This window comes from Candidatus Gracilibacteria bacterium, from assembly GCA_041658685.1.
Taxonomy (GTDB): Bacteria; Patescibacteriota; Gracilibacteria; order UBA1369; family UBA12473; genus JBAZZS01.
Map to the genome: position 1 here is coordinate 143,124 of JBAZZS010000002.1, position 24,467 is coordinate 167,590.

The window sequence follows — 24,467 nt, forward strand, 5'->3', positions numbered from 1 at the left end:
TTTTAAATTATAAAAAAACAGAAAGAAAAAATGCAGGGGTAAAAAAATTAAATGCTTTTCTTCCGAGCGACCACTTTTAAGGCTTTTTCGAAAATTTCCTTGGAGGTTATTCCGTATTTTTCCATCAATTCGCGAGGTTGGCCCGACTCCCCAAAGGTATCTGCAATCCCGACCATTTCCATGGGGACCTGGAAATTTTGAACCAAAACTTCGGCCACGGCACTGCCCATTCCTCCAAACAATTGATGTTCTTCTGCGGTGACCACGCATCCGGTTTTTCGGGCTGAGGCGATGAGGGCTTCTTTATCAATAGGCTTAATGGTGTGCAAATTAATGACTTCAGCGGAAATGCCTTTTTGGACCAAGGCTTCGGCCGCATCGAGGGCTTCGGCCACCATGGCTCCGCACGCCACAAAAGTAACATCTTTCCCTTCTTGTAGGGTGATCGCTTTTCCGATTTTAAACGGCATGTCTGCACTCGTGACCACCGGGACTTTTTCACGACCAAAACGGATGTAAACCGGACCATTGATTTCCACGGAAGCCAACACGGCTTTTTTGGTTTCGTAATAATCGGAAGGCACAAGAACGGTCATATTGGGAATCACACGCATGATTGCGATTTCTTCAAGCGCCTGGTGAGTGGCCCCATCGGGTCCCACGGAAAGACCTCCGTGCGCGCCTCCAAATTTTACATTCAATTGCCCGTAACAAATGCTGGTTCGAATTTGTTCCCAAGCACGACCGGAAACAAACACGCCATACGTGGAAACAAAAGGAACGAGTCCGGTTAAAGACATTCCTCCGGCTACATTGATCATGTTTTGTTCCGCAATACCCATGTCAAAAAATCGATCCGGGAATTTATCTTTAAATAAACACGTTAATGTCGATTTTGCGAGATCGGCGTCCAATACAACAACGCGCGGATCTTTGGTCCCGAGTTCGATGAGGGCGTCGGCCCAACCCTGTCTGGTGAGTAACATTTCGCGTGCCATGACGTACGGTTTAAAAATAATTAGATGACGATTTGGCTTCCTGTTCATCGAGCTCTTTCAATGCGAGTTCCAGTTCGCCTTTATTTGGAGCTTTTCCGTGCCAGCCGGATTGATTTTCCATGAATGAAATGCCTTTGCCCTTAACGGTGTTGCCGATGATGACGGAAGGGCGACCCTTGAACACCAATGCTTTTTTAATGGCCTCGTGAATTTGCGTGAAATCATGGCCATCGATCACTTGCACATTCCAATTGAAACTCTTGAATTTTTCATCCAGCGGATGAATTCCCATCACATCTTCCACGTGACCGTCGATTTGAAGTTTGTTGTAATCCACAAAAAGGATGAGGTTGTCGAGTTCGTAATGCGCGGCAGACATAATGGCTTCCCAACTTTGGCCTTCTTGAAGATCGCCTTCGCTGGACAAGCCGTAAACACGGTTGGATTTGCCTTGTGCTTTGAGGCCCAACGCCACGCCGGTGGTGATGGAAAGATTTTGCCCCAACGATCCGCCGGACATTTCCATACCTCTGGGGTGAAAACGAGAAGGATGGCCTTGAAGTTGAGATCCCAGTTTGCGGAACGTTAAAAGCATGGCCGGATCAAAATAACCGGTTCGTGCCAAAATTGAATAAATTGCAGGCGTGATATGGCATTTGCAAAAAATCATACGATCGCGTTCTTCCCATTTCGTATTGTCGGAATCGTGTTTTAAGAATTCGAAAAATAAAGTCACCAAAAATTCAACGGAAGACAAAGACCCACCGGGATGGCCCGAGCCTGCGGCCTCAAGCATCTCCACAATGTCGCGCCTCATCCGAATGGCTTTTAACAAACGCTCCTTTTGGGAAAGGCTAATGGGGTACTTCATGGCTTCAGTAAAGTATATTGTGCGACTTTTTGCAAATCTTATTGAGTAAATGCGGTTGCTTGACCCTGGAAAGTGTTTCAAAAGTTTTTTTCAAAATAGCAACTTGATTTGGAAGACAGCATACTTTTGGCCACCGCGGTCCGGTCGCTCCTCCCCGCAACGCGGGGTATGCCTCACGCCAATCGTTTCGCTTTGCGAAAACCAAGCCGATTGGCGTTGCGAAATTGTCCAAAAGCACGCTGCCTTCAAATCAATCAACCTAAAAAAATTATAAGCCCTTTATTTTTCATCACGCGATGATTATCATGCGACCGTTGTTCGATTTTTTTATTTTTTAATTTTTCTACCATGTCTCTCTTTGAGAACACGCTCGCTCAGCTCAAAAAAGCGTCGACGATCATGAAACTCGATGCACACATTGCGGATTACTTAAGTTACCCGCAACGCATTTTGGAAGTGAATATTTCCGTAAAAATGGACGACGGTTCAGCCAAAATGTTCAAAGGATTTCGTGTGCAACACAACAATGCAAGAGGGCCCTATAAAGGAGGGATTCGCTATCACCCCCAAGTGGACATGGAAGAAGTAAAGGCTCTTGCCACGTGGATGAGTATGAAATGTTCGGTCGTCGGAATTCCATATGGTGGAGGCAAGGGAGGCATTATTGTGGATCCTCATACCTTGAGCAAACAAGAATTGGAGAATTTGACGCGTGCCTATACGCGTGCCATTGAACCTATTATCGGACCGGAAAAAGATATCCCGGCTCCGGATGTGTACACCACGCCTGAAATCATGGCCTGGGTGGCGGATGAATATTCCATGTTGCATCGCCGAAATCTTATCGGCGTAGTCACCGGAAAACCTCTCTGTCTCGGAGGATCTGAAGGCCGCGGTGAAGCAACCTCTCAAGGAGGCGTGTACGTGCTTACGGAAATGATGAAAAAGAATGGAATGAAGCCCGAAACCACTCGTGTGGTGGTGCAAGGGTTCGGGAATGCAGGTGCGAATCTGGCGAAATTACTCGATCGTGCCGGGTTCAAAGTGGTTGGCGTTTCCGATTCTCGTGGAGGGTTGGCGTGCGCCGAAGGCATTGCCGTGGAAGAAGTCCTTGCTTACAAAGAAGCCAAAGGAACCCTTGAAGGTTGTGCCAAAACCGCGAAAGGCTCCTGCAAATACATCACGAATGAAGAGCTCCTTGAACTCGACTGCGATGTTCTTTCCTTGGCTGCCATTGAAAATCAAGTTACGAAAGACAATGCGCCTCGGCTCAAATGCAAATTGATTCTTGAGTTGGCGAATGGCCCCACCACGCCGGAAGCGGATGAAATTTTAACCCAACGTGGAATCCCCGTGATCCCGGATATTCTCGCGAATGCCGGAGGCGTGACCGTGAGTTACTTTGAATGGGTCCAAAATCAAATGGCCCTTTATTGGTCTGCGGAAGAAGTTCAAAAACGACTCCAGGACATCATGATCCCTTCCACCCGTGCGGTGGTTGAGACCGCGGATGCCTACAAATGCACGCTTCGTGAAGCCGCGTTCATTGTGGCCATCAAGAGAATTGCGGATGCTATGAAGGCGAGAGGTTGGTAACACTCACGAAGCGAAGCGGAGTGAGCTTTCCCCTCCCCGTATTCTCTTCGTCTCGAACCATACATCCATGCAAATGTAAAAAGCCCTTCGAAAGAGGGGCTTTTTTAAGCGACACGCTCGACTCAAAGGATGCGAGGGATTTGATGGATTAAGAGGGCCGAGAAGATGTTTCCGGGGCCTCTTCTTGCACAGTAATGTTATGTTGTTCGGCCAACGCAACCTTGACGGCTGCGACCAATTTTTGATTTTGAATATCCTCTTCGCGTGAATGCTTCGAAAGCGTACCATTAAATTCCCGCGAGGTAATGAAAATTTGGGCTGCTTCTTCTGCTTTTATTGCATCCAATCCATCTAATAAAGAACTTGATGTAGAACTGCTTATCCCATCATCACCCCTTATACAACTTAAAGCCACTGCCCACATTCTCTTCTTGCTCTCCCCTTTTTTAATAGCCTCGGCCATGAGCGCGGCGATGTGGGTCACCCCAGCTTCAAGACGACCGGGTTCATCTAATTTTAAGGCTTGAGTGATTTGTATATTTTCTCTTTTTAAATGTTCTGCTTCTTGAGTCGCCTTCGCGCCTCTACTCTGTTCCAATACATCAATCCAAGCCATGCCAGGGTATCCTGCTCGGGCATGCAATCTGCGCGTAGCCTGATCTTTTGCATCAAGGAAAAAGTTTAACGCGTCTGTGGAGCGCAAAAAAGTACTTACCGGTATCGAATTATCAATTCGTTTTCTTACCCCTTCCCGAACCTCTAAAAAAGCCCTTCGGGCCGCACTTGAAGACGGAGCAAATAGCTGATCTTGCGCCCACTCGATTGCACCACAAACTTCTTGCGAAATTTTCCCAGAAGCTCGTTGAACCAGAGCCAATGCATTCCCTCGATCGAGAGTTGGAGGTTGGGAAGACTCAGGGGTTTGTTCTGCCATGTTTTACGTTGCTAGTGAATAAAAATTTCTATAAATTGGCTTTTGTGAGGCTAATTTGGGTGGGGCTCAAAATAAACTACTTTAATTCTTTTTGTCAAATTCATTTATGAAATATATCTATGCGTTTGCAGAGGGATCGGCAAAAATGAAGGACCTTTTGGGTGGAAAGGGTGCGAATTTGGCGGAAATGACTAATCTTGGTTTGCCGGTGCCGCCGGGTTTTACGATCACGACTGAAACGTGCAATTATTTTTTGCAAAATAAAGGGTACCCGGATGGATTTTCAGAAGAATTGAAGGAAAAATTGGCGGAATTGGAGACGAACATGAAAAAAAATCTGGGAGATGTTGAAAATCCGTTGTTGGTTTCGGTACGATCCGGAGCGAAATTTTCCATGCCCGGAATGATGGACACGATTCTCAATCTCGGGCTGAATGATCAGACCGTGCAAGGATTGATTCGCAAAACCGGAAATGAACGTTTTTGCTATGACGCGTACCGCCGTTTCACGCAGATGTTTGGGGATGTGGTATTGGGAGTGGAACATGAATTATTTGAAGAAGCGCTCGCGCTTTTAAAAGAAGAACGTGGGGTCAATCTCGACACCGAACTTTCCGCACAAGATTTAAAAGGACTTGTTGCGACTTATAAAGGCATCATCAAAGAACAAACCAAAGAGCCTTTTCCCGAAGACCCGGCTCAACAATTGCAACTCGCGATTGAGGCGGTTTTTCACTCGTGGGACAACAAACGGGCGTGCACGTATCGCGCGTTGCATGGGATTCCGCACAACATTGGAACTGCGGTCAATATTCAATCCATGGTGTTTGGAAATATGGGAGAGGATTCCGGAACCGGGGTCGCTTTCACGCGCAGTCCGTCCAATGGAGACAAGGTTTTTTATGGAGAATATTTGATGAATGCGCAAGGAGAAGACGTGGTGGCCGGGATTCGCACACCGCAACACATTGAAGAGCTCAAAAAAAATCATCCTGCGCTTTATAATGAATTATTTGAAATCAAGGAACAGCTTGAAAAACATTATCGCGACATGCAGGATCTTGAATTCACAATTGAAAAAGGGCGGTTATTCATTTTGCAAACGCGTAATGGAAAACGCACCGCGCATGCGGCGGTGAAAATTGCGGTGGACATGGTCGGGGAAGGGTTGATCACAAAAAAAGAAGCGCTCATGCGCGTGGAACCGAATCAATTGAAACAATTGTTGCACCCGTCGATTGATCCAAAAGCGAAATTTATAGTTTTAACCAAGGGGTTGCCGGCGTCCCCCGGGGCAGCCACGGGAAAAGTTGTTTTTACCGCGGATGAAGCGCACGAATGGGCCGGAAATGGTGAAAAAGTGATTTTGGTTCGAAAGGAAACGAGTCCGGAAGACATTCATGGCATGTTTGCGGCACAAGGAATTCTCACCTCCACCGGAGGGAATACAAGCCATGCGGCGGTGGTGTGTCGCGGCATGGGAAAATGCTGTGTGGCCGGAGCCGGAGAAGTGATTGTGAATCGAAAAGAAAAGAAGTTTTCCGTGGGAGATGTGGTGGTAAAAGAAGGCGATATCATTACGTTGAACGGGACCGTCGGAGAAGTGATTGTGGGGGAAGTGGCCATGACCGAACCAGCGCTTTCGGGTTCCTTTGGCACGCTCATGCAATGGGCGGATGAAGTGCGCACGCTCAAGATTCGCACGAATGCGGACACACCATTGGATTCAAAAGTGGCTCGCGATTTTGGGGCCGAAGGGATCGGGCTTTGCCGCACGGAGCACATGTTTTTTGGCGAAGACCGAATCGCGGTGATGAGAGAAATGATTTTATCCAAAGACAATCCCGAAACCCGCGGCAAAGCCCTGGCCAAACTTTTGCCCATTCAAAAACAAGATTTTATTGAAATTTTTACAGCCATGGATGGCTATCCGGTCACGGTTCGTTTGCTTGATCCCCCGCTTCATGAATTTCTCCCCAACTCCGAACAACACTCCAAGACTGAAGCGCTTGCGCAAGAGCTCGGGACTACGTTTGAGCAACTTAGAAACGTGATTGAAAATTTACATGAAGTGAACCCCATGCTCGGCCACCGCGGGTGCCGCCTCGGGATCACTTATCCCGAACTTTATGGCATGCAAGTCCGCGCCATTCTGCTGGCTGCGATCGAATGCCACACACAAGGCGTTAAGGTTTTTCCCGAGATCGAAGTCCCTCTCGTTGGCGATGTTCGCGAATTGATTGAAGTTAAAAAAACGATTCAAATCATCGTTGACGAACTTAAAGATCAAATTCAATTTAAATATAAAATCGGGACCATGATCGAGTTGCCACGCGCGTGTCTCACGGCCAATGAAATTGCGAAAGAAGCGGAATTTTTCTCATTTGGAACCAATGACCTCACTCAAATGACGTATGGATTCAGTCGCGATGATGTGGGGCACTTTTTGCCTTATTATTTGGAATCCGGACTCTTAGCCGAAGACCCGACCGCCACGATTGACCGCGCCGGGGTTGGCGAACTCATGAAACTTTGCGTGAAGTTGGGCCGCACTACTAAACCCGACCTCGAAATTGGGATCTGCGGCGAACATGGCGGAGACCCGCGCACCGTAGAATTTTGTCATGAAATCGGACTCAACTATGTGAGTTGTTCTCCGTATCGTGTGCCGTTGGCAAGGCTCGCGGCGGCACAGGCGGCGATTCGATGACACTTTAGGCAATCGGGAAGGAAGAATTTTTGTTCGCATGGGAGTCGGACACTCGGATCATGATTCTCGTGTCCTCTTCCTTAAAAATGCTCACAAAAATTTTCCTCTCCCTCTTGCCTCAGAATATCCTCACCTCACCACAAACGTCGTGGCTCCCAGCCACGCCAAATTAAAAGCCGCGCGTTGCGTTTTGGCGTACAACGGACTCTCGATGATCATGCCCATGAGCTCCTGTGGATTGAGAGAGATAAGCGACACCCGATTTTCGTAAATGTTGATTTCGTATTCAAACGGGAATTGATCCGGGTTGATGAAAAAAATTTCCACCAATTCCGTATCAAAATTTTTGGGATAATATTTTTTCAAATGATTCAATCCCGACTTGGACAACGGAGAAAGCATGCGTGTTTTGATCCGTTTTTCAATTTTCCGTCGCGCGTATTCTTTTAAATAACTTTCTGAAATAATAAGAGGAATTTTGGCCAAATTGGTATACCCCACCATTTCTTTTTGAGCGCTCAGCGTGTCTTCAAAAATATTTTTAACCCCTTCCGCGCCTTCGTAATATTGGATCTTAGGCTTGTACGCGAGCGAATTGGTCATGGACAACAATTCGGGAAGGATGCGACGCGCCTGCTTTAATTTTTCCTCCTGCTGTTGCACTAAGATCTTGGGACTTTCCACGGCAAAACATTGAATCCCGTTTTTATTGAATCGACTGACCAATCCTTTTTGCACCAAATCTTCGAGGATTTTATAACTATTGACTCTGTGCACCTTAGCTTTTTTAGCAATCGCACTCACAAAAGTGCCGCCCAATTCCAACACCGCGAGGTAGATGCGAGCCTCTTCATCTTTGAGTCCCAAATCTTGCAATTCGGTCAAAAGCATACATGTTGTAGTAAAATTACTACAGCCAGTTTAGCACATAAAAATGCCTATTTTCAAGATTAAATTTTGCAAATTTAGTTTTTGATTATTTTTGGTAGTATTGACTTTATTACAATTCATTATAAAATTGCGTCTTGAATTTATTTTAAAAAAATCATTATGAAAATCTGCACCCAATGCCATCAATCTTTTTCTCCGGCCCCGGCGGAAATTGAATTCCTGAAAAGGATCAACCTGCCCCTTCCCACTCTTTGCCCAACCTGCCGTCGTCAGGGGCGCTTTGCATGGCGCAACGATCGGACTCTCTATCATCGCACTTGTTCTCTTACGGGGAGACAAATTATTTCCATTTATTCTCCGCATTCTCCTTACAAGGTCTATGACCAAAACGAATGGCACACAGACAAATGGGATGCCATGGAATATGGACGCGACTTTGATTTCAATCGACCTTTTTTCGAACAATTCAATGAGCTCATGCTCGACACCCCAAAAACTTCCATGTTCTCTTCCCGCAATGAAAACAGTGATTACACCAATGGCGCGCAACAGGACAAAAATTGCTACATGATTTTTGTGAGCGATCACAATCAGGATTGCTACTACTCGTATGCCATCGACAGTTGCACGGATTGCACCGAGTGTCTCAATTGTTATCGAAGTACTTTATGTATGGAATGCGTGGATTGCTCCAGTTCCTACAACTTGGTTTATTGCGAAAAAACGCACAACTCCCGCGACAGCTACCTTCTTTACGATTGCAAAAATTGTGAAAATTGTTTTGCGTGTTTTGGATTGCGCGCGAAAAAATATTGCATCCTCAACCAACAATATTCCCAAGTCGATTATGAACAAAAAATTAAAAAATTCGACCTGGGCAGTCATCAATTCATGCAACTCATGCGCGAGGATGTGAAACGCCGCCGCCAAGCCCAACAAATTCATCAATATTATGATGGAAACAACAACGACCATGTCACCGGCGATCATATTGTGAATTGCAAAAATTGCATCGAATGTTACGACAGCGGCACTCTCGAAGATTGTGGGTATCTTATTTTTAGCTTCAATTCCAAAGATTGTTTTGATGGGCATGTGGTGGTGGACCATTGCGAGCTTTGCTATGGAACGCTCGGAACCATCAACCAATACAACACTCAATTTACCTTCATGAGTTTTTACTCCAAAAATTCCATGTACTTGGATCACAGTCAGTACTGCCAAGATTGTTTTGGATGCAGTGCCTTAAAACGCGCTCAATATTGCATTCTCAATAAACAATATTCCAAAGAAGCGTATGAAAAAATGCGCGATCGCATCATTGCTCACATGAAAAAAACCGGAGAATGGGGCATGCCGTTGCCCCCGGCGCTCTCTCCGTTTGGCTACAATGAAACCGTGGCGCAGGAATATTTCCCCTTGGACCAAAAAGAGGCGCTTAAAAACGGATGGAAATGGAACGAAGAAGAAAAACAAAGTCGGGCGGTGTATCAAGGTCCGCAACTTTCCATGCCGGATCATATTCGACAAACCCCCAAAGAAATCACGGAAAAAGTTTTTCAATGCGAAACGTGTAAAAAACCGTACAAAATCATCCCGCAAGAAATTCGATTGTACCAGGCCCATGGACTGCCGCTTTATCATCAATGTTTTGACGATCGACATCTTGCTCGCATCCGCCAACGCAACCCGCGCCAACTCTGGAAACGCCATTGCCAAAAATGTAAAAAACCGGTGGAGACCACGTACGCGCCAACCCGTCCGGAAATCATTTATTGCGAAGAATGCTATTTAAATTCCGTGTACTAGGATTTAGTCTCCCCACCCGAGTCGATCTCGTAGCATTCGATAATATTTGGTATTCACAATCCTCGCAAACACAAAATGGCGAGAGGAACGGCGAATTTTGATTTGATCTCCGTATTCAAGGCGAGTTGTGATTTGGCCATCAATGGTTAAAGCCACAAACGTATCTCTGTATTTGCGTTGAGTCTGAACCGTGAGAGTGAGCTGTCGGCTGTTGGGGACCACGATCGGACGAATAGAAAGAGTGGCCGGACAAATCGGAGTGATGATGAGTGCGTTCAATCGAGGGTGCACGATCGGTCCTCCGGCAGACAATGAATGCCCGGTCGATCCCGTGGGTGTGGCCACAATCACTCCATCGGTTTTGAAATGAATCATGCGGCGCTGGTTGATTTCTGCGTCGAGTTCGATGAGCCGTGCAAAACTTCCTTGATTGATGACCGCTTCATTCAAGGCCAAAAAGGTTTCGTGTTTTTCTCCATTCCGATACACGGTCACACGCAAAAGATCTCGATCGTCCAAGACGTATTTTTTATTTAAAACTTTCTGAACCGCGGCCACCGCTTTACTCGTATCTTGAAGGTCGGTTAAAAATCCCACATTCCCGAAATTAATTCCAAAAATGGGAACGGTTTTATCCGAGGTGTAGCGCGCCAATTTGAGGATGGTTCCATCCCCTCCCAAGGAAATAACCAAATCCGCCTCTCGCATGATGTTGGCCGGAGAGGTTTCGGTTTTTTTGAGGTAAATGGCGGCGTTTTTTTGGTAAAGTATTTCGATTTTTTTCTGCTTCAATAAGCGTTCAATTTTTTTCAAAATCGTCAAACCGGGGCGCTCCAGGTGCGCATTGGTGACAAGGCCGACGACTTTAACGGTGCTGGGTTTTTTCATGAGAAAATTATATAGATTGCCGGAGGAAAAGGCTATGGTTCTTCGCTATGCCGAGCGTAAGGGCTCACTGAATTTGCGCGTAGTGTATTGGATGGCCAAAAATAAAAATGGCTTATTTAAGCCAAAGATTGAGACAAAAAGTGTGCCCGGGCACAAGTATTTTTCTCAATAGGCACTTCACTTCGCTACGTGCCCATTAAAAACTTTCAGCATTTTTTTTGCGCTATCTTCCCATTGAAATTTTTTCGCTTGAATAAATCCTTTTTCAATTAAATCATGTGCAAGGCCGGGATCGGAAAGAATTTGATCCATGGCTTTTGCGATTTCATCCACCGAATACGGGTTCACTTGAAGTGCGGCTTCGCCCACAACCTCAGGCAACGATGATCGATCCGATGTGATGACCGGACAACCGCACGCCATGGCTTCGAGCGGTGGCATTCCAAACCCTTCGTACAACGACGGGTAAGCAAATAATTTAGCCTTGTTGTAGAGTGCAACAACCTCTTCCCCTTCCACATACCCAATGAAATGCACTCGATCCTTGGCGATTTTCGCTCGTTCCAAAAGCACATCCCATTTCCATCCTTTTTCGCCCACAATCACCAAATGTACGTTGGGGTGGCGGTCACTGATTTTAGCATACGCTTCAATGAGTCGGTCGAAATTTTTTCGCGGAGAAAGGGTGCCCACGCCCAAAATAAACTGCTCCGGGACGTTGAATTTTTCACAAATAGCCCCTGTCTCATTGAGTTGCAAAGGATGAAAAATTTTACTCACTCCGCACGGCACAACCTCGATTTTTTCTCGAGCAACATCAAACTCGCGCTCCACATCTTTTTCCGTATTGTTCGACACCGTGAAAATCGTATGCGCTTTTTTGACCGCGCGCGGAACCGTGAATCGCTCGAGGAGAACGGCTTTTTTATTGTGTGTGAGAGGGAATAAAAAGGCGATGAGATCGTGAATTGTGATCATGCTCACAATCGTTTTGGGTAAAAAGGCGGGGATGATGTAACTGGTAGGAGCCCAAAAAAGAGTGGGGGGATTTTTCTTAAGATCGCGCAACACCGCGAAATGCCAAAATAAACCGCGACGAGAAATCACGCGCTGTGTGGCGTTTTCGTATTTATCAAACTTTGGATTGTGAGTTTGCGTATAAAGAATGTAGGAATTTTTTGTGTCGTTTTTTAGGAGATTTTTCACCATCACAAACGTGTACCAACCTTTCCCGGTTTTTTGACCTGTGGCTTCGCGAATGTCGATGGCGATGCGCATGAGTCCAAAATAGCATATTTTTAAAAATTTCAGTCATATTTTTGTTTTCCTCGCTTGTTTTTTCCGAACCTCCATAGTATGCTCGGAATGGCTTTCTTCTAACCCTTTCGTTATGTCTTTCAATCGATTTAAAACCGCTTTGGCCAGCCTTGAAGTCACTCGCAAATGGGTGCTCTTGAGCAGTGCCGTGATCGCGGTGAGTTCTTTTCTTCCTTGGTATAAAGATTTGGATGCATTTGGGGCCGGGGACCTTTATTTGGGTGTTTCCGGACCGTTGTTTCTTGTGGGGCTTATGGTGTTGGGGACCTCCCTCCTTATTGGGGCTTGGATTGTTCTCCCCGCGTTGGGAAAACGACTCCCCCGCTTTCCTTTCAAAGAAAGTGAAATGTTTATGTTTTTGGGAGTGCAAGATTTACTATTTCTTTTTGTTGCAAATTCTGTTTTTTTCCATCCCAAATTCGGACTGAATGTTTTACAAAAAGAAACCGGTTTTGGAATGATTGTTGCTTTTATCGGGGTGTTTTTACTCTTATGGAGTGGATACAATTTACATCGAAAAGAAAAACATTATGAGATCCCCAGAGAAGGGCGCGTACCGGAACCGTTGATCAAATTCCCGGAACCGAAACAAGAACCGCGAGTCCAGCAAGAACGACCCACGGGTCCGTATTTGGGAAATTCTCCCGTGATTTCCAGACCCGGAATCAATCGCCCTTTGCATTTTGGCACCGCCAAACATGACCCCTCAAATCCGAGCGGATTCCATCGTGAAACGCCAAAACCGACGGTTGCTCCGCGTGAAACTTCCACAACTGAGTCCTCCGGGCCACAACCTCTCCGAATGGATCTTTAGAAATTTTAGATTTTAAATTCAAGACATTATGATTCCTCCCGTAAAAAATCTGACCGGTCTGGCCTCGAGTATTGTTTTTTATTGTAAAGATTGCCATAAAGTCGCGGAAGTAAAACGTATTGGCAAACGTTACGCGTACACGTGTTCCGCGTGCGGGACTAAAAATGTGGCGTTTGGAACGGTTCGCAGTATTTCACAATATTTTGGAGTGGAAGAACCTGTTGTAGCAGGCACCCCGGTCGCTCCTGCCGAAACCTCAAATGTGGCTCCGGCTGTAGCGGCTCAACCCACCCCGGAGATTGTGAAATCCTAGTGGAAATTAAAATAAAATCGTTGCGAGATCTTGTCTGGTTCATTTTTTTGTTAAAATTTTTTAATAATCATTGTGCTATAACGGAGTTGAAGTTTTTCGAAAAATTTTCCCTCCCAAAAAAATCTATTGACGGTGAGTTTTTACTCACCTATAGTGAGTACGTGCTCACCTTTATCCATAATCTTTATATTTATGACGAACGACGATAAGAAAAAAGCCATTGAGCTCGCTTTGGCTCAAATTGAAAAAAACTTTGGCAAAGGATCAATTATGCGTATGGGGGAAACCAAGGCGGTTGAAATTGAAACCATTCCAACCGGCTCTCTTTCTTTAGACCTTGCTTTGGGTGGAGGCATCCCAAAAGGTCGTGTTGTGGAGATTTACGGACCTGAATCTTCGGGAAAAACCACCCTCGCGCTCCATGTGATTGCCGAAGCGCAAAAACAAGGAGGGCAAGCCGCATTCATCGATGCGGAACATGCTCTCGATCCCCTTTATGCTCAAAAAATCGGGGTTGATCTCAAAAACTTACTCATTTCTCAACCTGATAACGGAGAACAAGCGCTTGAAATCACCGAAACACTCGTACGATCCAATGCCGTCGATATCATCGTCGTGGATTCCGTGGCTGCGCTCACGCCTCGCGCCGAAATTGAGGGAGAAATGGGGGATGCGCACATGGGCTTGCAAGCTCGCCTTATGAGTCAGGCCCTACGCAAACTCACCGCCGCGATCAGTAAATCAAAAGTGTCTGTGATTTTCATCAACCAAATCCGCATGAAAATCGGAGTCATGTATGGAAATCCGGAAACCACGCCTGGAGGAAATGCCCTTAAATTTTATGCGTCGGTACGCATGGACATTCGCCGCGTGAGCCAAATCGAAGGATCCACGGAACAAGGAAAAGAACTCACCGGCAATCATGTGCGTGTAAAAATCGTAAAAAACAAGATTGCACCTCCTTTCAAAACCGCGGAATTCGACATCATGTATTCCACCGGAATTTCCACCAGCGGGGACCTATTGGATTTGGGCGCGACCTATGAATTCGTGCACCGCTCCGGAGCGTTTTACACGTACGGAGAACTCAAATTGGGCCAAGGCCGGGAAAATGCTAAAAAATTCCTTGAGGAAAACCCAAAAGTCATGAAGGAACTTGATAAAAGCATTCGAGGGAAGGTCAAAGCAATGGTGGCTTAACACACCCGCAGTCCCGCAACGCGGGACGGAGGGTCGCATTTTTCCCCGCATTTCCGACTCGTATTTTCACATTTCTTCTTTCTTCTTTTTGAATCTATGAATTCCGATCCATTAAATCCAAAACATGCGATTCTTTTGACTGAATATTCGTTAAGACTTCTCTCTCGACGATCGTATACCATGTATGAAATGGAGAAAAAACTTCGACAACGATTTAAGAAATTTTTTAACCCTGGGGAGGGTATAAAGACGGGAGTTGAGGGGGCGGAGCTCGGGCAAGATCCCGTTCCCTCTATTCTCTCCCGATTGCAAACATTGGGCTACCTCAATGACCCTCAATTTTGTGAACGTTGGGTGGAAGAACGTTGCCGATTACGTCCTCGAGGAAAATATGCCCTTACTCAAGAATTGCGCAAAAAAGGGATTCCTAAAGAAGTCTTGGATTCTTATTGGGAGGGCCGAGAAAAATCAAACAATGTACTGGATGAATTGCCTCTGGCTTCCCGCCTTATTGAAAAAAAACGCTCGCTTTTGGAAAAACGTTACGAACCTTATCAAGTAAAACAAAAGCTTTCTTTTTATCTCGCATCACGCGGATTTTCTCCTGATACCATCCATCGAGCGCTTGACAAAACAATCAGCTCCCGTTAATTTATATTTAGATCATGCAGGATTTCAATTTATCCTGCGGATTTTTTCGTACCTTATCTTTTTATTTTCTTCCTATGCAATCTCAATTCCTCGCCGCCATCAATGAGCTGTGCGAAAGCAAAAATCTTCCCAAAGATGTCATTATCGAAACCGTAAAGGCTGCCTTGCGCGCCGCATATCGCAAGGACTATGGAACCCGCGAACAAAATATTGATGTTGAGCTCACGGATTCGGGAAATTTTGCCACGATTTACATCATTAAAGAGGTGGTAAAAAAAGTCGAAGACGATGAGATTGAAATCACGGTTAAGGATGCCAAGGCTTATAAAAAAGACGCCAAAGTTGGCGATCAAATTCGAATCGATGTGACCCCGGCAAGCTATGGCCGTATCGCGGCCCAATCCGCCAAACAGGTCATTCTTCAACGCCTGCAAGAAGCCGAGCGCGACATGATGTACGAAGCGTTTAAGGATCGTGAAAACGAACTTATCAATGCGCTCATCCATCGCGTCGAAGATCGCAACGTGTATGTGGATCTTGGAAACATCACGACGTTTCTTCCGTATGACCAACAAATGCCGAATGAACGCTACTACGGCGGACAACGAATCAAACTTTATCTCGACAAAGTCATCAAAACCACCAAAGGCCCTCAACTGCTCATTTCCCGAACGCACCCCAATTTGGTGCGAAAACTCATGGAGCTTGAAATCCCCGAGATTCGTGAAGGAGTAGTGGAAGTCAAAGGCGTTTCTCGCGAACCCGGGATCCGTTGCAAAGTGGCCGTGAGCTCCAAAGATAAAAAAGTGGACCCGATCGGCGCTTGTGTGGGTCAAAAAGGCGTGCGCGTCACCGCGGTTATGGACGAACTCAACGGCGAACGCATCGACATCATCGAATTCTGCGAAGAACCTTCTAAATTCATTGCCGCAGCCCTTTCTCCGGCCAAAATCACGCATATCAAATTGGACCAAAACGCCAAACGCGCGAGTGTTTTTGTGGCACAGGATCAACGTCCTCTCGCCATTGGGAAAAACGGCCAAAATGTAAGACTTGCTTCACAACTTACGGGTTGGGAAATCGATATTTTAGATGCTGTGGCCTTGAGTGAAACGGATAAAGCCGCTCCTGCACCGGGACGCAACGGCACCGCAGTTGAAAGCGCCAAGACTCCTGCCGGCGAACCCGTTGTAGTTGGGCCCAAAGTGCTTAAAATCACAGACCTCGAAGGCATTTCCCCTGAAATCGTTGAAAAACTGGCAGCGGTTAACCTTATTGAGCTCGAACAAATCAAGGGCTTGTCTGTCAAAGACTTCATGTCCATCGAAGGGATCAATGAAGAGGTGGCGAACATCTTGGTGGAAGAACTCAAAAAGGTGAAATAATACCAATTCACAACAAAAAGCCTCTCAAGTAGAAGTTTTTTGTATGATTTCCCAATCTTATTTGTGCTTTTTCAAGTCGACTTGCTCCGATTTATATTAATTTTGTAATACAAATTACGATAGCCTGTTTTTGCTTATTAGGATATTATGTTGCGCCAGATTGACAATTAATCATTAAATGTCAAAATTAATTCTTTTATCTTTTTAATTTACTCAGCCATGAAATTGCTTAAATCGTTATTTTTCACTTCCCTTTTTCTGGGATCTTTTTTTGTGTTTGGGTTTGCGCAGGCCAAAGCCCTTACTTACTACGTCGACAACTCATCGACGAGAGAATATGATCCTTTCAATTTAGGGGAAGAATCCGAAATTGTTTTCCACCCAAACTGGGGATCTGCGGAAAAACCTTATAAAAACATTGATGATGTCCTTACTCGATTCTTGGATCGCCAAGACTATGAGCTTGCTTCTTATTTTGATTCGGGACTAGACATCCGCGTATGCGGTACCGGCACTTATGGTCTTCTGGTTAAATATAACTCCGAACATCTTTCCTCTACCGAGATGGAGCATAGTTCCTCTATCTTGTTTAACATCCTTCCGTGGACCGGCCCTCTGTCCCCTTGCGGAAGAACCAATAACATCCAAGCTTCTATTACTATTCCCGACAACGATGCTTCCTTTGCTTGGATTACCCTAAAAGGATTCAATTTTCTAGCTGGTTCTGGGATCAGGATTCAAGATGATGCCAATCAGATTTCAATCCAAAACAATACTTTTAGTGGAAGTACTTCTATCCAAGTTCCGTCCCCATCTTCCGGCTATTATGTTTCGGAAGGTGGAGGGGTCTATATCGAAAACAATACTTTTTCCACCACGGCGCCCGCAGCCATTTCCATTGATTATGTTCCAACTCGGATAATAAACAATGTTTTCAATAATGGGAAAGTCGCATTGAATTTCAACACTCTTAGTTCCTCTTTTTCCGGGAATACTTTTAACGGCGGTTCCATTTCATTTAATAATGTCAGCGGTTTCGGAATTGATGATAATCATTTTTTGAGCGGAGCCACGGTAACCCTTCTTAATAACTCTTCTTTTGGGGAAATGTCCGGAAATGAATTTGTGTCCCCCTCTTCCACGTCTTATGTGTTACAAGTTAAGGAAGGTTCCACTATTTTTACGTTAGAAAATAATACATTTAGAGCTCCTAATGGCGCTTTTTTTGACGCGGATTCGGCGATTTACGAGATTTCAAATAATAATTTTTCTTCAGGCTTGGGAATGCCGGGAGGTACCGGGATTTTCATCGAATCGGAAAATAAAGCCGGAGATATTACTTCTAGCGGTTTGGTTGTTTTTTCTTCAAATATTTTTGTCCTTTATGAAGATGCCGTAAACCTTGCATCCTCCATTCAAAGAGTCGAAGACAATCAATTCCAGGGCTGTGAAGATGGTTATCATTTAGGAACCGATGACGCCAATTTAGTGTCGGTAAGCGGTGATATTTTTAGTGGGGTGGATTATCCGTTCCATGTCGTGCTCGGGACATTGGCGCTTTCCGCGGTTGAACTTGACGCCATCGAGGCAACCGGTGGTATTGCGGTCTTTCTTCTTGAAAATGGCGCATCTGTTAAAACCATTCAAAATGCACATGCCACGGGATTTGACATTGGGGTTTTAAGTCGCCAACTCACTACACCGCTTTTGGTTTCCGGAAATGATTTCAATAATATTTACACCGGAGTTCTTGTTGAATCCAAGCCCGGAGAATACATAGGAATTCAATCCGGAGAAATGGCCGAATCAGGAACTACCGCCCTTGTTCAAATCTGGAGCAACCACTTTACCAATGATGAAGAAATGGATGATTATGACACCCTTGGAATTGCCGGAGCTTCGTCTAATTTAGATATTTTCTACAATGTTTTTTCCGGTTTCAACCAAATTGTTTCCGCTTATGACAGCTATATTGATAAAATTACATTTAATGAATATGAAGGCTCTGATTTTTATATTGAAAAGCCTGCCATTCATCTTGTTTTAGTCGAAGGCAATTCTTCTCATAATCCGGTTCTTTATGCCAACAACCATTCCCATTCCAAATATCCTTATGAACTTTATTTAGACAACTCTGTTTTTGGCTCTTCCGTTTATGATATCCACCATATTAAAATTAAAGTGGCCCAAGAAACTCTTTCTTCAAGCGAAGCCGATATTTACGCTCAAAATGACAGTTCTTTTTCGGGGACATTTAGCATTCAAACAGAGGAAGTTTCACTGAATGGCCCCAGGGGTATCGTCAGTGTAGGACAAGGTACGGATTTAGACATCCAAGGGACTCAATTCAATAATTCACTTTACGGCATTTCTTTCACCGATGAATCCGGAGGATCCTATTCAGCCGATATCAATATCAATGATTCCCGGTTTTTAAATTGCCAAAACGCCATTTACGGATTGGGTACAGGGGACAGCCTTATTATAAACAGTATAAGTAATAATATTTTTAATGAGGTCAATTTCCCTATTTATTTGGACGGGATGGCGTCCATCAATACTATTTCCAAAAACACCATTGGGGAAGCAGGGATGGGGATGACGTTTATGAACAGTACGTTGGATGGTTCTATTTTCAGTAATAAACTCACCAATACTTCTCTCACAGGAATTTCTTTTTCCGGATCGACTCTGAATGGAAATATTTACGGGAATACTCTTTCGGGAAGCGCAAACGGGATTTATCTTGAAGGGAACACTTTGGGTGGTTCTATTTTCAACAATGTCATCACTCATACTTCGGGATCCGGGGTGGCTTTTGACGGAAACTATCTTGGAAAGCCTGAATTTTACATTTTAAACAACAGCTTTGACCAAAACGTTCACGATTTATCATTCCTCAATGGGGACACTGCGGCCAAAACCATGATTTACAATAATTTATTTTCTTTTTCCGTCGATGGGCCGATTACGGCTGAAGACAACAGCCTCGACAATGCTTGGGTTGACTCCAACCTATTCCAAATTTCCACTGAAACGCAGCCTGTGGCCGATTTAAATGGGACTTCTTACTCTCTGAATGCCTTCAATAATCACATGAGCACAATCATGGAAGAAACCCCGGATAATTTTTACGACTGGCTTCATTCTTCTCCTTACTACAATGCAACGGGAGGAAATTACAACTTAAAACCTGCTTCCTTTGCCGTGGATGCCGGAGATGATTTTGGAATCGTTTCCGCCGATATTTCCGGAGCGGCTCGTGTTTCAGGCGGAGGAATGGATTTGGGAGCTTTCGAGTTTATTGTTTCCAGCGATACGGACGGCGATAAATTATGGGATGAATCCGAGGAATCCTGGGGCGCCGATCCTTCTGTTGCGGATAGCGATGAAGATGGACTGGCTGATGGAGAAGAAACGACGCTTTATCGCACCAGCCCGGTGGAGGCGGACAGTGATGCAGATGCTGCTTCCGATGGCGATGAAATTATGGCCGGGAGCGATCCTTTGAATTCTTCGAGTACGCCAATTTATGATGATACGGACGGCGATGGACTCTACGATTATGAAGAAACAGGGGAATATGGCACAGATCCCAATGATTCCGACAGCGATGATGATGGATTAAATGACGGAGAAGAAGTAAACGGGACGCGCGGGTATGTCACGGATCCTCTGTTGGCGGATACGGATTCAGACACACTGAATGATGGAGAGGAATACGAGCATGGGACGAATCCTACCGACCCCGATTCCGATGACGATAGCGTCAATGACGGCCTTGATCTCTGCCTTTCAACCCCCATCGGGGAAGCGGTCAACTCCGTGGGTTGCGCGGCCTCGGAACGAGATTCCGATGGCGATGGCGTTTATGATGATGCCGATGCCTTCCCGAGTGATTCTACCGAATGGGCTGATGCCGATAACGACGGCATGGGCGATAATGCCGATGCCTGCGATGCCACCCCTTCCGGTTCAACCATTGATTCAAATGGTTGCGCGGCTTCGGAACGAGATACAGATAATGATGGTGTGAATGATAGCTTTGACCTGTGCCCTGCAACCCCTGTGGGGGCTGAGGTTAATAGCGTAGGTTGCTCTACTTCGGAACGAGATTCCGATGGAGATGGCGTTTATGATGATGCCGATGCCTTCCCGAGTGATTCTACCGAATGGGCTGATGCCGATAACGACGGCATGGGCGATAATGCCGATGCTTGCGATGCCACCCCTTCCGGTTCAACGATTGATTCAAATGGTTGTGCGGCTTCGGAACGAGATACGGATAATGATGGTGTGAATGACAGCTTTGATCTCTGTCCTGCAACCCCAACCGGTGTAGCGGTTAATAGCGTTGGTTGCGCGGCTTCCGAACGTGATACGGACGGCGATGGCGTTAATGACGATACCGACGTGTTCCCGAGTGATTCTACCGAATGGGCTGATGCCGATAACGACGGCATGGGAGATAATGCCGATGCTTGCGATGCCACCCCCTCCGGGTCAACGATTGACTCGAATGGTTGCGCGACTTCTGAACTAGATACGGATGGGGATGGGTCTATGGACGATGTCGATGCCTGTCCTACTGTTGCCTTTGTCTCCGGCTATGACACCAACCTTGATGGGTGTACCGATAACTCCGACAACGATGACTTTACGGATGATCTCGATGCCTGTCCCGCCGAAGATTCTCGTGGCTTTGACTCTAATTCCGATGGTTGCATCGACGATACTGACGGCGATGGGGTAAAAGACGATGTCGATCTTTGTCCCGCGACCACCGAGACTACGGGCCTTGATGCCTATGGCTGTTCTGATATGGACCGCCGCACCGATTCCGATGGCGATGGAGTTTATGACGACTCCGATGCCTTCCCGACAGACCCAACCGAATGGAGCGATTCCGATGACGATGGTTATGGCGATAATGAAGCTGACGCCTTCCCGAGTGATGGTTCCGAATGGGCCGATTCCGATGGCGATGGCATGGGCGATAATGCTGATGCTTGCGATGCCACCCCCTCCGGGTCAACAATCGATTCAAGTGGTTGCGCGGCTTCGGAGCGAGATACGGATGGCGATGGAGTTTATGATAGCCTCGATCTCTGCCCTTCCACTCCAACCGGAGAATCTGCGGACGCGAATGGTTGTTCCGCTTCACAACGAGACACCGATGGCGACGGATACATGGATGATGTTGACGTTTGCGTAAGTGAAGACTCCCGTGGCTATGACGACGGGACCGGATGTATTGCCGATACCGATAACGATGGGGTAAAGGACAATGTCGATGTTTGCGCCAGTACTCCAACGGGTGAAACAGCGGACAGCACCGGTTGTTCCGCTTCGCAACGAGACACCGATGGCGATGGAATGGACGATGCTTGGGAAACGCTGTATGGACTTGATCCTTCAAATCCAAGCGATGCAGCCCTCGATGAAGAAGGAGATGGTCTCACCAATCTTAAGGAATACAATTATGAGACTGACCCGACTGCGTTTGATTCTTCGGTGTATTATAGCGATACTGGCGATTTTGGGGTGACGTACGGAACCGGAGCAAATGCGGCCTTAGGTAAAACAGTAACTCCAGATATAACAGCCTATGGCTATCATTCAACCAATTTAGTAGATGGGAATATTTCTTCTCTCGCTTACCCTGCGAGCACTACATTTGATTATGAAATTGATCTGGGCGAAGCCGAACCATTGGAAAGCGTTTTGTTATACTGGGGTTATTTTGGGGGGCCGATTTACATCTCGGATTGGGCGTTAAGCGGGACTTTATCGGATGGAACGGAAGTGATCTTGGCTCAAGCCCCTTTTAGCCCGAATACCTACCAAACATTAGTCATGCTGGATCCCGGATTACAAGGTCTTGAGTTCACCAAACTTGAGATTTTCGCTTCCAGCGATGTCGGAAACTGGATCGGCATGTTTGAATTGTTCGCCTATGAGTTGTAATTGAGGATTGTAAAAAAAATTGATTTAAAAAAGAGGGCCTAATCCAGGGTTCTCTTTTTTAATTAAAATATGTTGTAACTCAATAGATTAAAATCCTTCCTAGGAAGGATTTTACAGATACGATTCCATCCCACGCGATCAAGGTTACATCTTTTGTCAAGGGCCCTGGGTTTCAAAAATCCAATTTTTACGGTATAATATATAGATAACTTAAACCTTATGGCAGATTCTACCCCTCAATCGGCGACGGCAAATGTAACCAATGGAGCCTCGGCAACAACCCCACCGACGGTCGCTGTAACGACCCCAACAATACAACAAATCGCCCCGACTTTTTCGGTCATGCAGCCGTCTCAACCAGCGGCAACACCCTCTGCGATCACCTCAGTCGGAATGTCGTCAAGCGCGGCTGTGGCGCCTCAACCAACGGCGAACTCCTCTGCGGCACAATCAACCGCGGGGACAAGCGCTGTGTCCGACAACCTTTTCAAAATCAATCGAGACCTCAAAGAAAAGGCGGTAAAAGAACAAGCCGCGCGATTTGGATATGGCTACATCGATATTGAAAAAATCCCGATCAATCCGGACCTCGCTTCTGTTTTCTATGAATCCGAGGCAATCAAAGCTCTTTGTATCCCCTTTTTTCGTGTGGGAAAAAAATTACGCGTTGCGCTTTTTGATCCTAAAAAAGAAGAAACCGTTCAGCTGCTCGAAAGCCTCAAACAAAAAGGATATCTCCTTAACATCAATTTGGCTTCGGATGAGGGGATTAAATCCATTATCGATCGTTTGTATGCCGCCACGCGCAAATACGCGGCGCAGGAAATTGTGACGCAAGTTTCCGAAGCTGATATTCAGGCGTATGAAAAAGAAATCCAAAATCTTGGCGAACTCAAAAATAAATTGCAAACCATCACGTCCGAAGAGGCGCTGAATCTCATTAATGTGGGGGCCATTAAAACCGGCGCTTCCGACATCCACATCCAACCCGAAGAGAAAAATGCCATTTTGCGTTTTCGCATTGATGGAGTTTTGCAAAAAATCTTTGAAATGGATCTTAAGATTTTTGCCAACATTACAAACCAACTCAAATACAAATCCGGAATGAAGCTCAACATCACGAATGTTCCGCAAGATGGACGTTTTTATTTCGTGATTAATCAACGAAAAATCGACGTTCGTGTTTCCGCTCTTCCTACAGAATTCGGAGAAACGTTTGTGCTCCGGTTGCTCGACAGCGGGAAAGGATTTTTGGCATTTGATCAATGCGGATTCATTGGGCGAAATCTGGAGCTGATGAACAAGTCGGTGCAAATTTCACACGGCATGATCTTGGCCACCGGGCCCACGGGCTCCGGAAAAACGACCACCTTGTATTCGTTGCTCAATCAATTCAATTCACCACAAGTCAAAATCATCACTCTCGAAGATCCGATCGAATATCACCTCCCCGGAATTTCGCAAAGCCAGATCAATGAAAAACGCGGGTATAATTTTGCCGATGGCTTGCGATCCATTCTTCGACAAGATCCGGACATCGTTATGGTGGGTGAAATCCGTGACCGAGAAACCGCAGAAACTGCCGCCCAAGCGGCATTGACCGGACACATTTTGCTTTCAACTTTACATACCAATAGCGCGATTGAAACCATTCCGCGATTGATCAATATCGGGCTGGTTCCGTTCATGGTGGCGCCCTCGTTGCACATGGTGATTGCTCAACGTTTGGTTCGAAAATTATGCCTCTCTTGTCGCAAAAAAAGTCCGATCACGGAGGTTGAGAGAAAAGAACTCGAAGAGACATGTTCTATGGTTTTAAAACTGCAACCGGGTGCGTCTTGTACCGTTCCCGCCGAGCTTTGGCATGCGGGTGAATGCGATAAATGCAGCCACACGGGCTATTCCGGACAAATGGGAATTCATGAAATTTTAGTCGTGGATGATCCCATTCGCGAACTCATTTTGCAAAATGCGCCCTCAAATGCGATTTTCATGAAAGCGCGTGAGCAGGGCATGACCACGATGCGTGAAGATGGACTCATGAAAGTGATGCAGGAAATCACGACGCTGGAAGAAGTCCAAAGAGTGACGCAGCTGTTGTAATGCTATAAATTATAAATTGT

Annotated in this window: 16 protein-coding genes and 1 pseudogene; 10 read left to right on the forward strand and 7 right to left on the reverse strand. The window is 45.8% G+C overall.

All coding sequences use genetic code 25. The features are described from left to right. Positions 1–47 precede the first annotated feature (47 nt). Genes WC882_03105 through WC882_03115 form a run of 3 tightly spaced genes read right to left on the reverse strand, consistent with a single transcriptional unit; the run spans position 48 to position 2,219 of the window. Positions 48–998: a transketolase family protein gene (locus WC882_03105; protein MFA5842636.1), complete on the reverse strand. Its 951-nt coding sequence runs from the start codon at positions 996–998 to the stop codon at positions 48–50. 10 nt (positions 999–1,008) lie between these two features. Continuing rightward, positions 1,009–1,869 (reverse strand): transketolase, encoded by an 861-nt coding sequence (locus tag WC882_03110; GenBank protein MFA5842637.1) that lies wholly within the window; start codon positions 1,867–1,869, stop codon positions 1,009–1,011. A gap of 38 nt (positions 1,870–1,907) precedes the next feature. Further along, positions 1,908–2,219, reverse strand: a complete 312-nt coding sequence (locus tag WC882_03115) for a hypothetical protein (protein ID MFA5842638.1) — start codon at positions 2,217–2,219, stop codon at positions 1,908–1,910. On the opposite strand from WC882_03115, the gene WC882_03120 reads away from it, so the two are divergent. Then, a complete protein-coding gene (locus tag WC882_03120) occupies positions 2,218–3,465 on the forward strand; it encodes a Glu/Leu/Phe/Val dehydrogenase (GenBank protein MFA5842639.1) in 1,248 nt (415 codons plus the stop codon). The two genes, WC882_03115 and WC882_03120, sit on opposite strands and share 2 nt — an antisense overlap. Positions 3,466–3,613: 148 nt before the next feature. Here the strand turns inward: WC882_03120 and WC882_03125 are convergent, their stop codons facing one another. Beyond that, on the reverse strand, positions 3,614–4,399 hold the full coding sequence (locus WC882_03125; protein MFA5842640.1) for a hypothetical protein: 786 nt from the start codon (positions 4,397–4,399) through the stop codon (positions 3,614–3,616). Between the two features lie 106 nt (positions 4,400–4,505). Here WC882_03125 and ppdK point away from each other — a divergent pair, with 106 nt between their 5' ends. Continuing rightward, complete coding sequence (gene ppdK, locus WC882_03130; GenBank protein ID MFA5842641.1) at positions 4,506–7,193, forward strand: pyruvate, phosphate dikinase; 2,688 nt, start codon at positions 4,506–4,508, stop codon at positions 7,191–7,193. A 630-nt stretch (positions 7,194–7,823) separates the two neighbouring features. Here ppdK and WC882_03135 read toward each other — a convergent pair. Then, positions 7,824–8,000: pseudogene (locus WC882_03135) on the reverse strand (helix-turn-helix domain-containing protein). A 159-nt stretch (positions 8,001–8,159) separates the two neighbouring features. Between WC882_03135 and WC882_03140 the strand changes: the two are divergent. Continuing rightward, positions 8,160–9,809: a hypothetical protein gene (locus WC882_03140; GenBank protein ID MFA5842642.1), complete on the forward strand. Its 1,650-nt coding sequence runs from the start codon at positions 8,160–8,162 to the stop codon at positions 9,807–9,809. A 3-nt stretch (positions 9,810–9,812) separates the two neighbouring features. Here the strand turns inward: WC882_03140 and WC882_03145 are convergent, their stop codons facing one another. Then, a complete protein-coding gene (locus WC882_03145) occupies positions 9,813–10,697 on the reverse strand; it encodes an NAD(+)/NADH kinase (protein ID MFA5842643.1) in 885 nt (294 codons plus the stop codon). Positions 10,698–10,742: 45 nt separating this feature from the next. After that, entirely contained in the window at positions 10,743–11,975 is a 1,233-nt protein-coding gene (locus WC882_03150) for a glycosyltransferase family 1 protein (GenBank protein MFA5842644.1), read from the reverse strand. Positions 11,976–12,087: 112 nt separating this feature from the next. Between WC882_03150 and WC882_03155 the strand changes: the two genes are divergently transcribed. The 7 genes from WC882_03155 (at position 12,088) to WC882_03185 (ending at position 24,447) form a co-directional block, all read left to right on the forward strand. Then, a complete protein-coding gene (locus WC882_03155; protein MFA5842645.1) occupies positions 12,088–12,828 on the forward strand; it encodes a hypothetical protein in 741 nt (246 codons plus the stop codon). 28 nt (positions 12,829–12,856) lie between these two features. Continuing rightward, positions 12,857–13,141: a hypothetical protein gene (locus tag WC882_03160; protein MFA5842646.1), complete on the forward strand. Its 285-nt coding sequence runs from the start codon at positions 12,857–12,859 to the stop codon at positions 13,139–13,141. Between the two features lie 192 nt (positions 13,142–13,333). Continuing rightward, positions 13,334–14,341, forward strand: a complete 1,008-nt coding sequence (gene recA, locus WC882_03165) for a recombinase RecA (GenBank protein ID MFA5842647.1) — start codon at positions 13,334–13,336, stop codon at positions 14,339–14,341. A 96-nt stretch (positions 14,342–14,437) separates the two neighbouring features. Next, positions 14,438–14,992, forward strand: coding sequence for a regulatory protein RecX (locus WC882_03170; GenBank protein ID MFA5842648.1), 555 nt, complete (start codon positions 14,438–14,440; stop codon positions 14,990–14,992). Positions 14,993–15,066: 74 nt separating this feature from the next. Next, on the forward strand, positions 15,067–16,377 hold the full coding sequence (nusA, locus tag WC882_03175) for a transcription termination factor NusA (protein MFA5842649.1): 1,311 nt from the start codon (positions 15,067–15,069) through the stop codon (positions 16,375–16,377). Positions 16,378–16,596: 219 nt separating this feature from the next. Next, entirely contained in the window at positions 16,597–22,344 is a 5,748-nt protein-coding gene (locus WC882_03180) for a right-handed parallel beta-helix repeat-containing protein (protein MFA5842650.1), read from the forward strand. 219 nt (positions 22,345–22,563) lie between these two features. Next, entirely contained in the window at positions 22,564–24,447 is a 1,884-nt protein-coding gene (locus tag WC882_03185; protein MFA5842651.1) for a GspE/PulE family protein, read from the forward strand. Positions 24,448–24,467 lie beyond the last annotated feature (20 nt).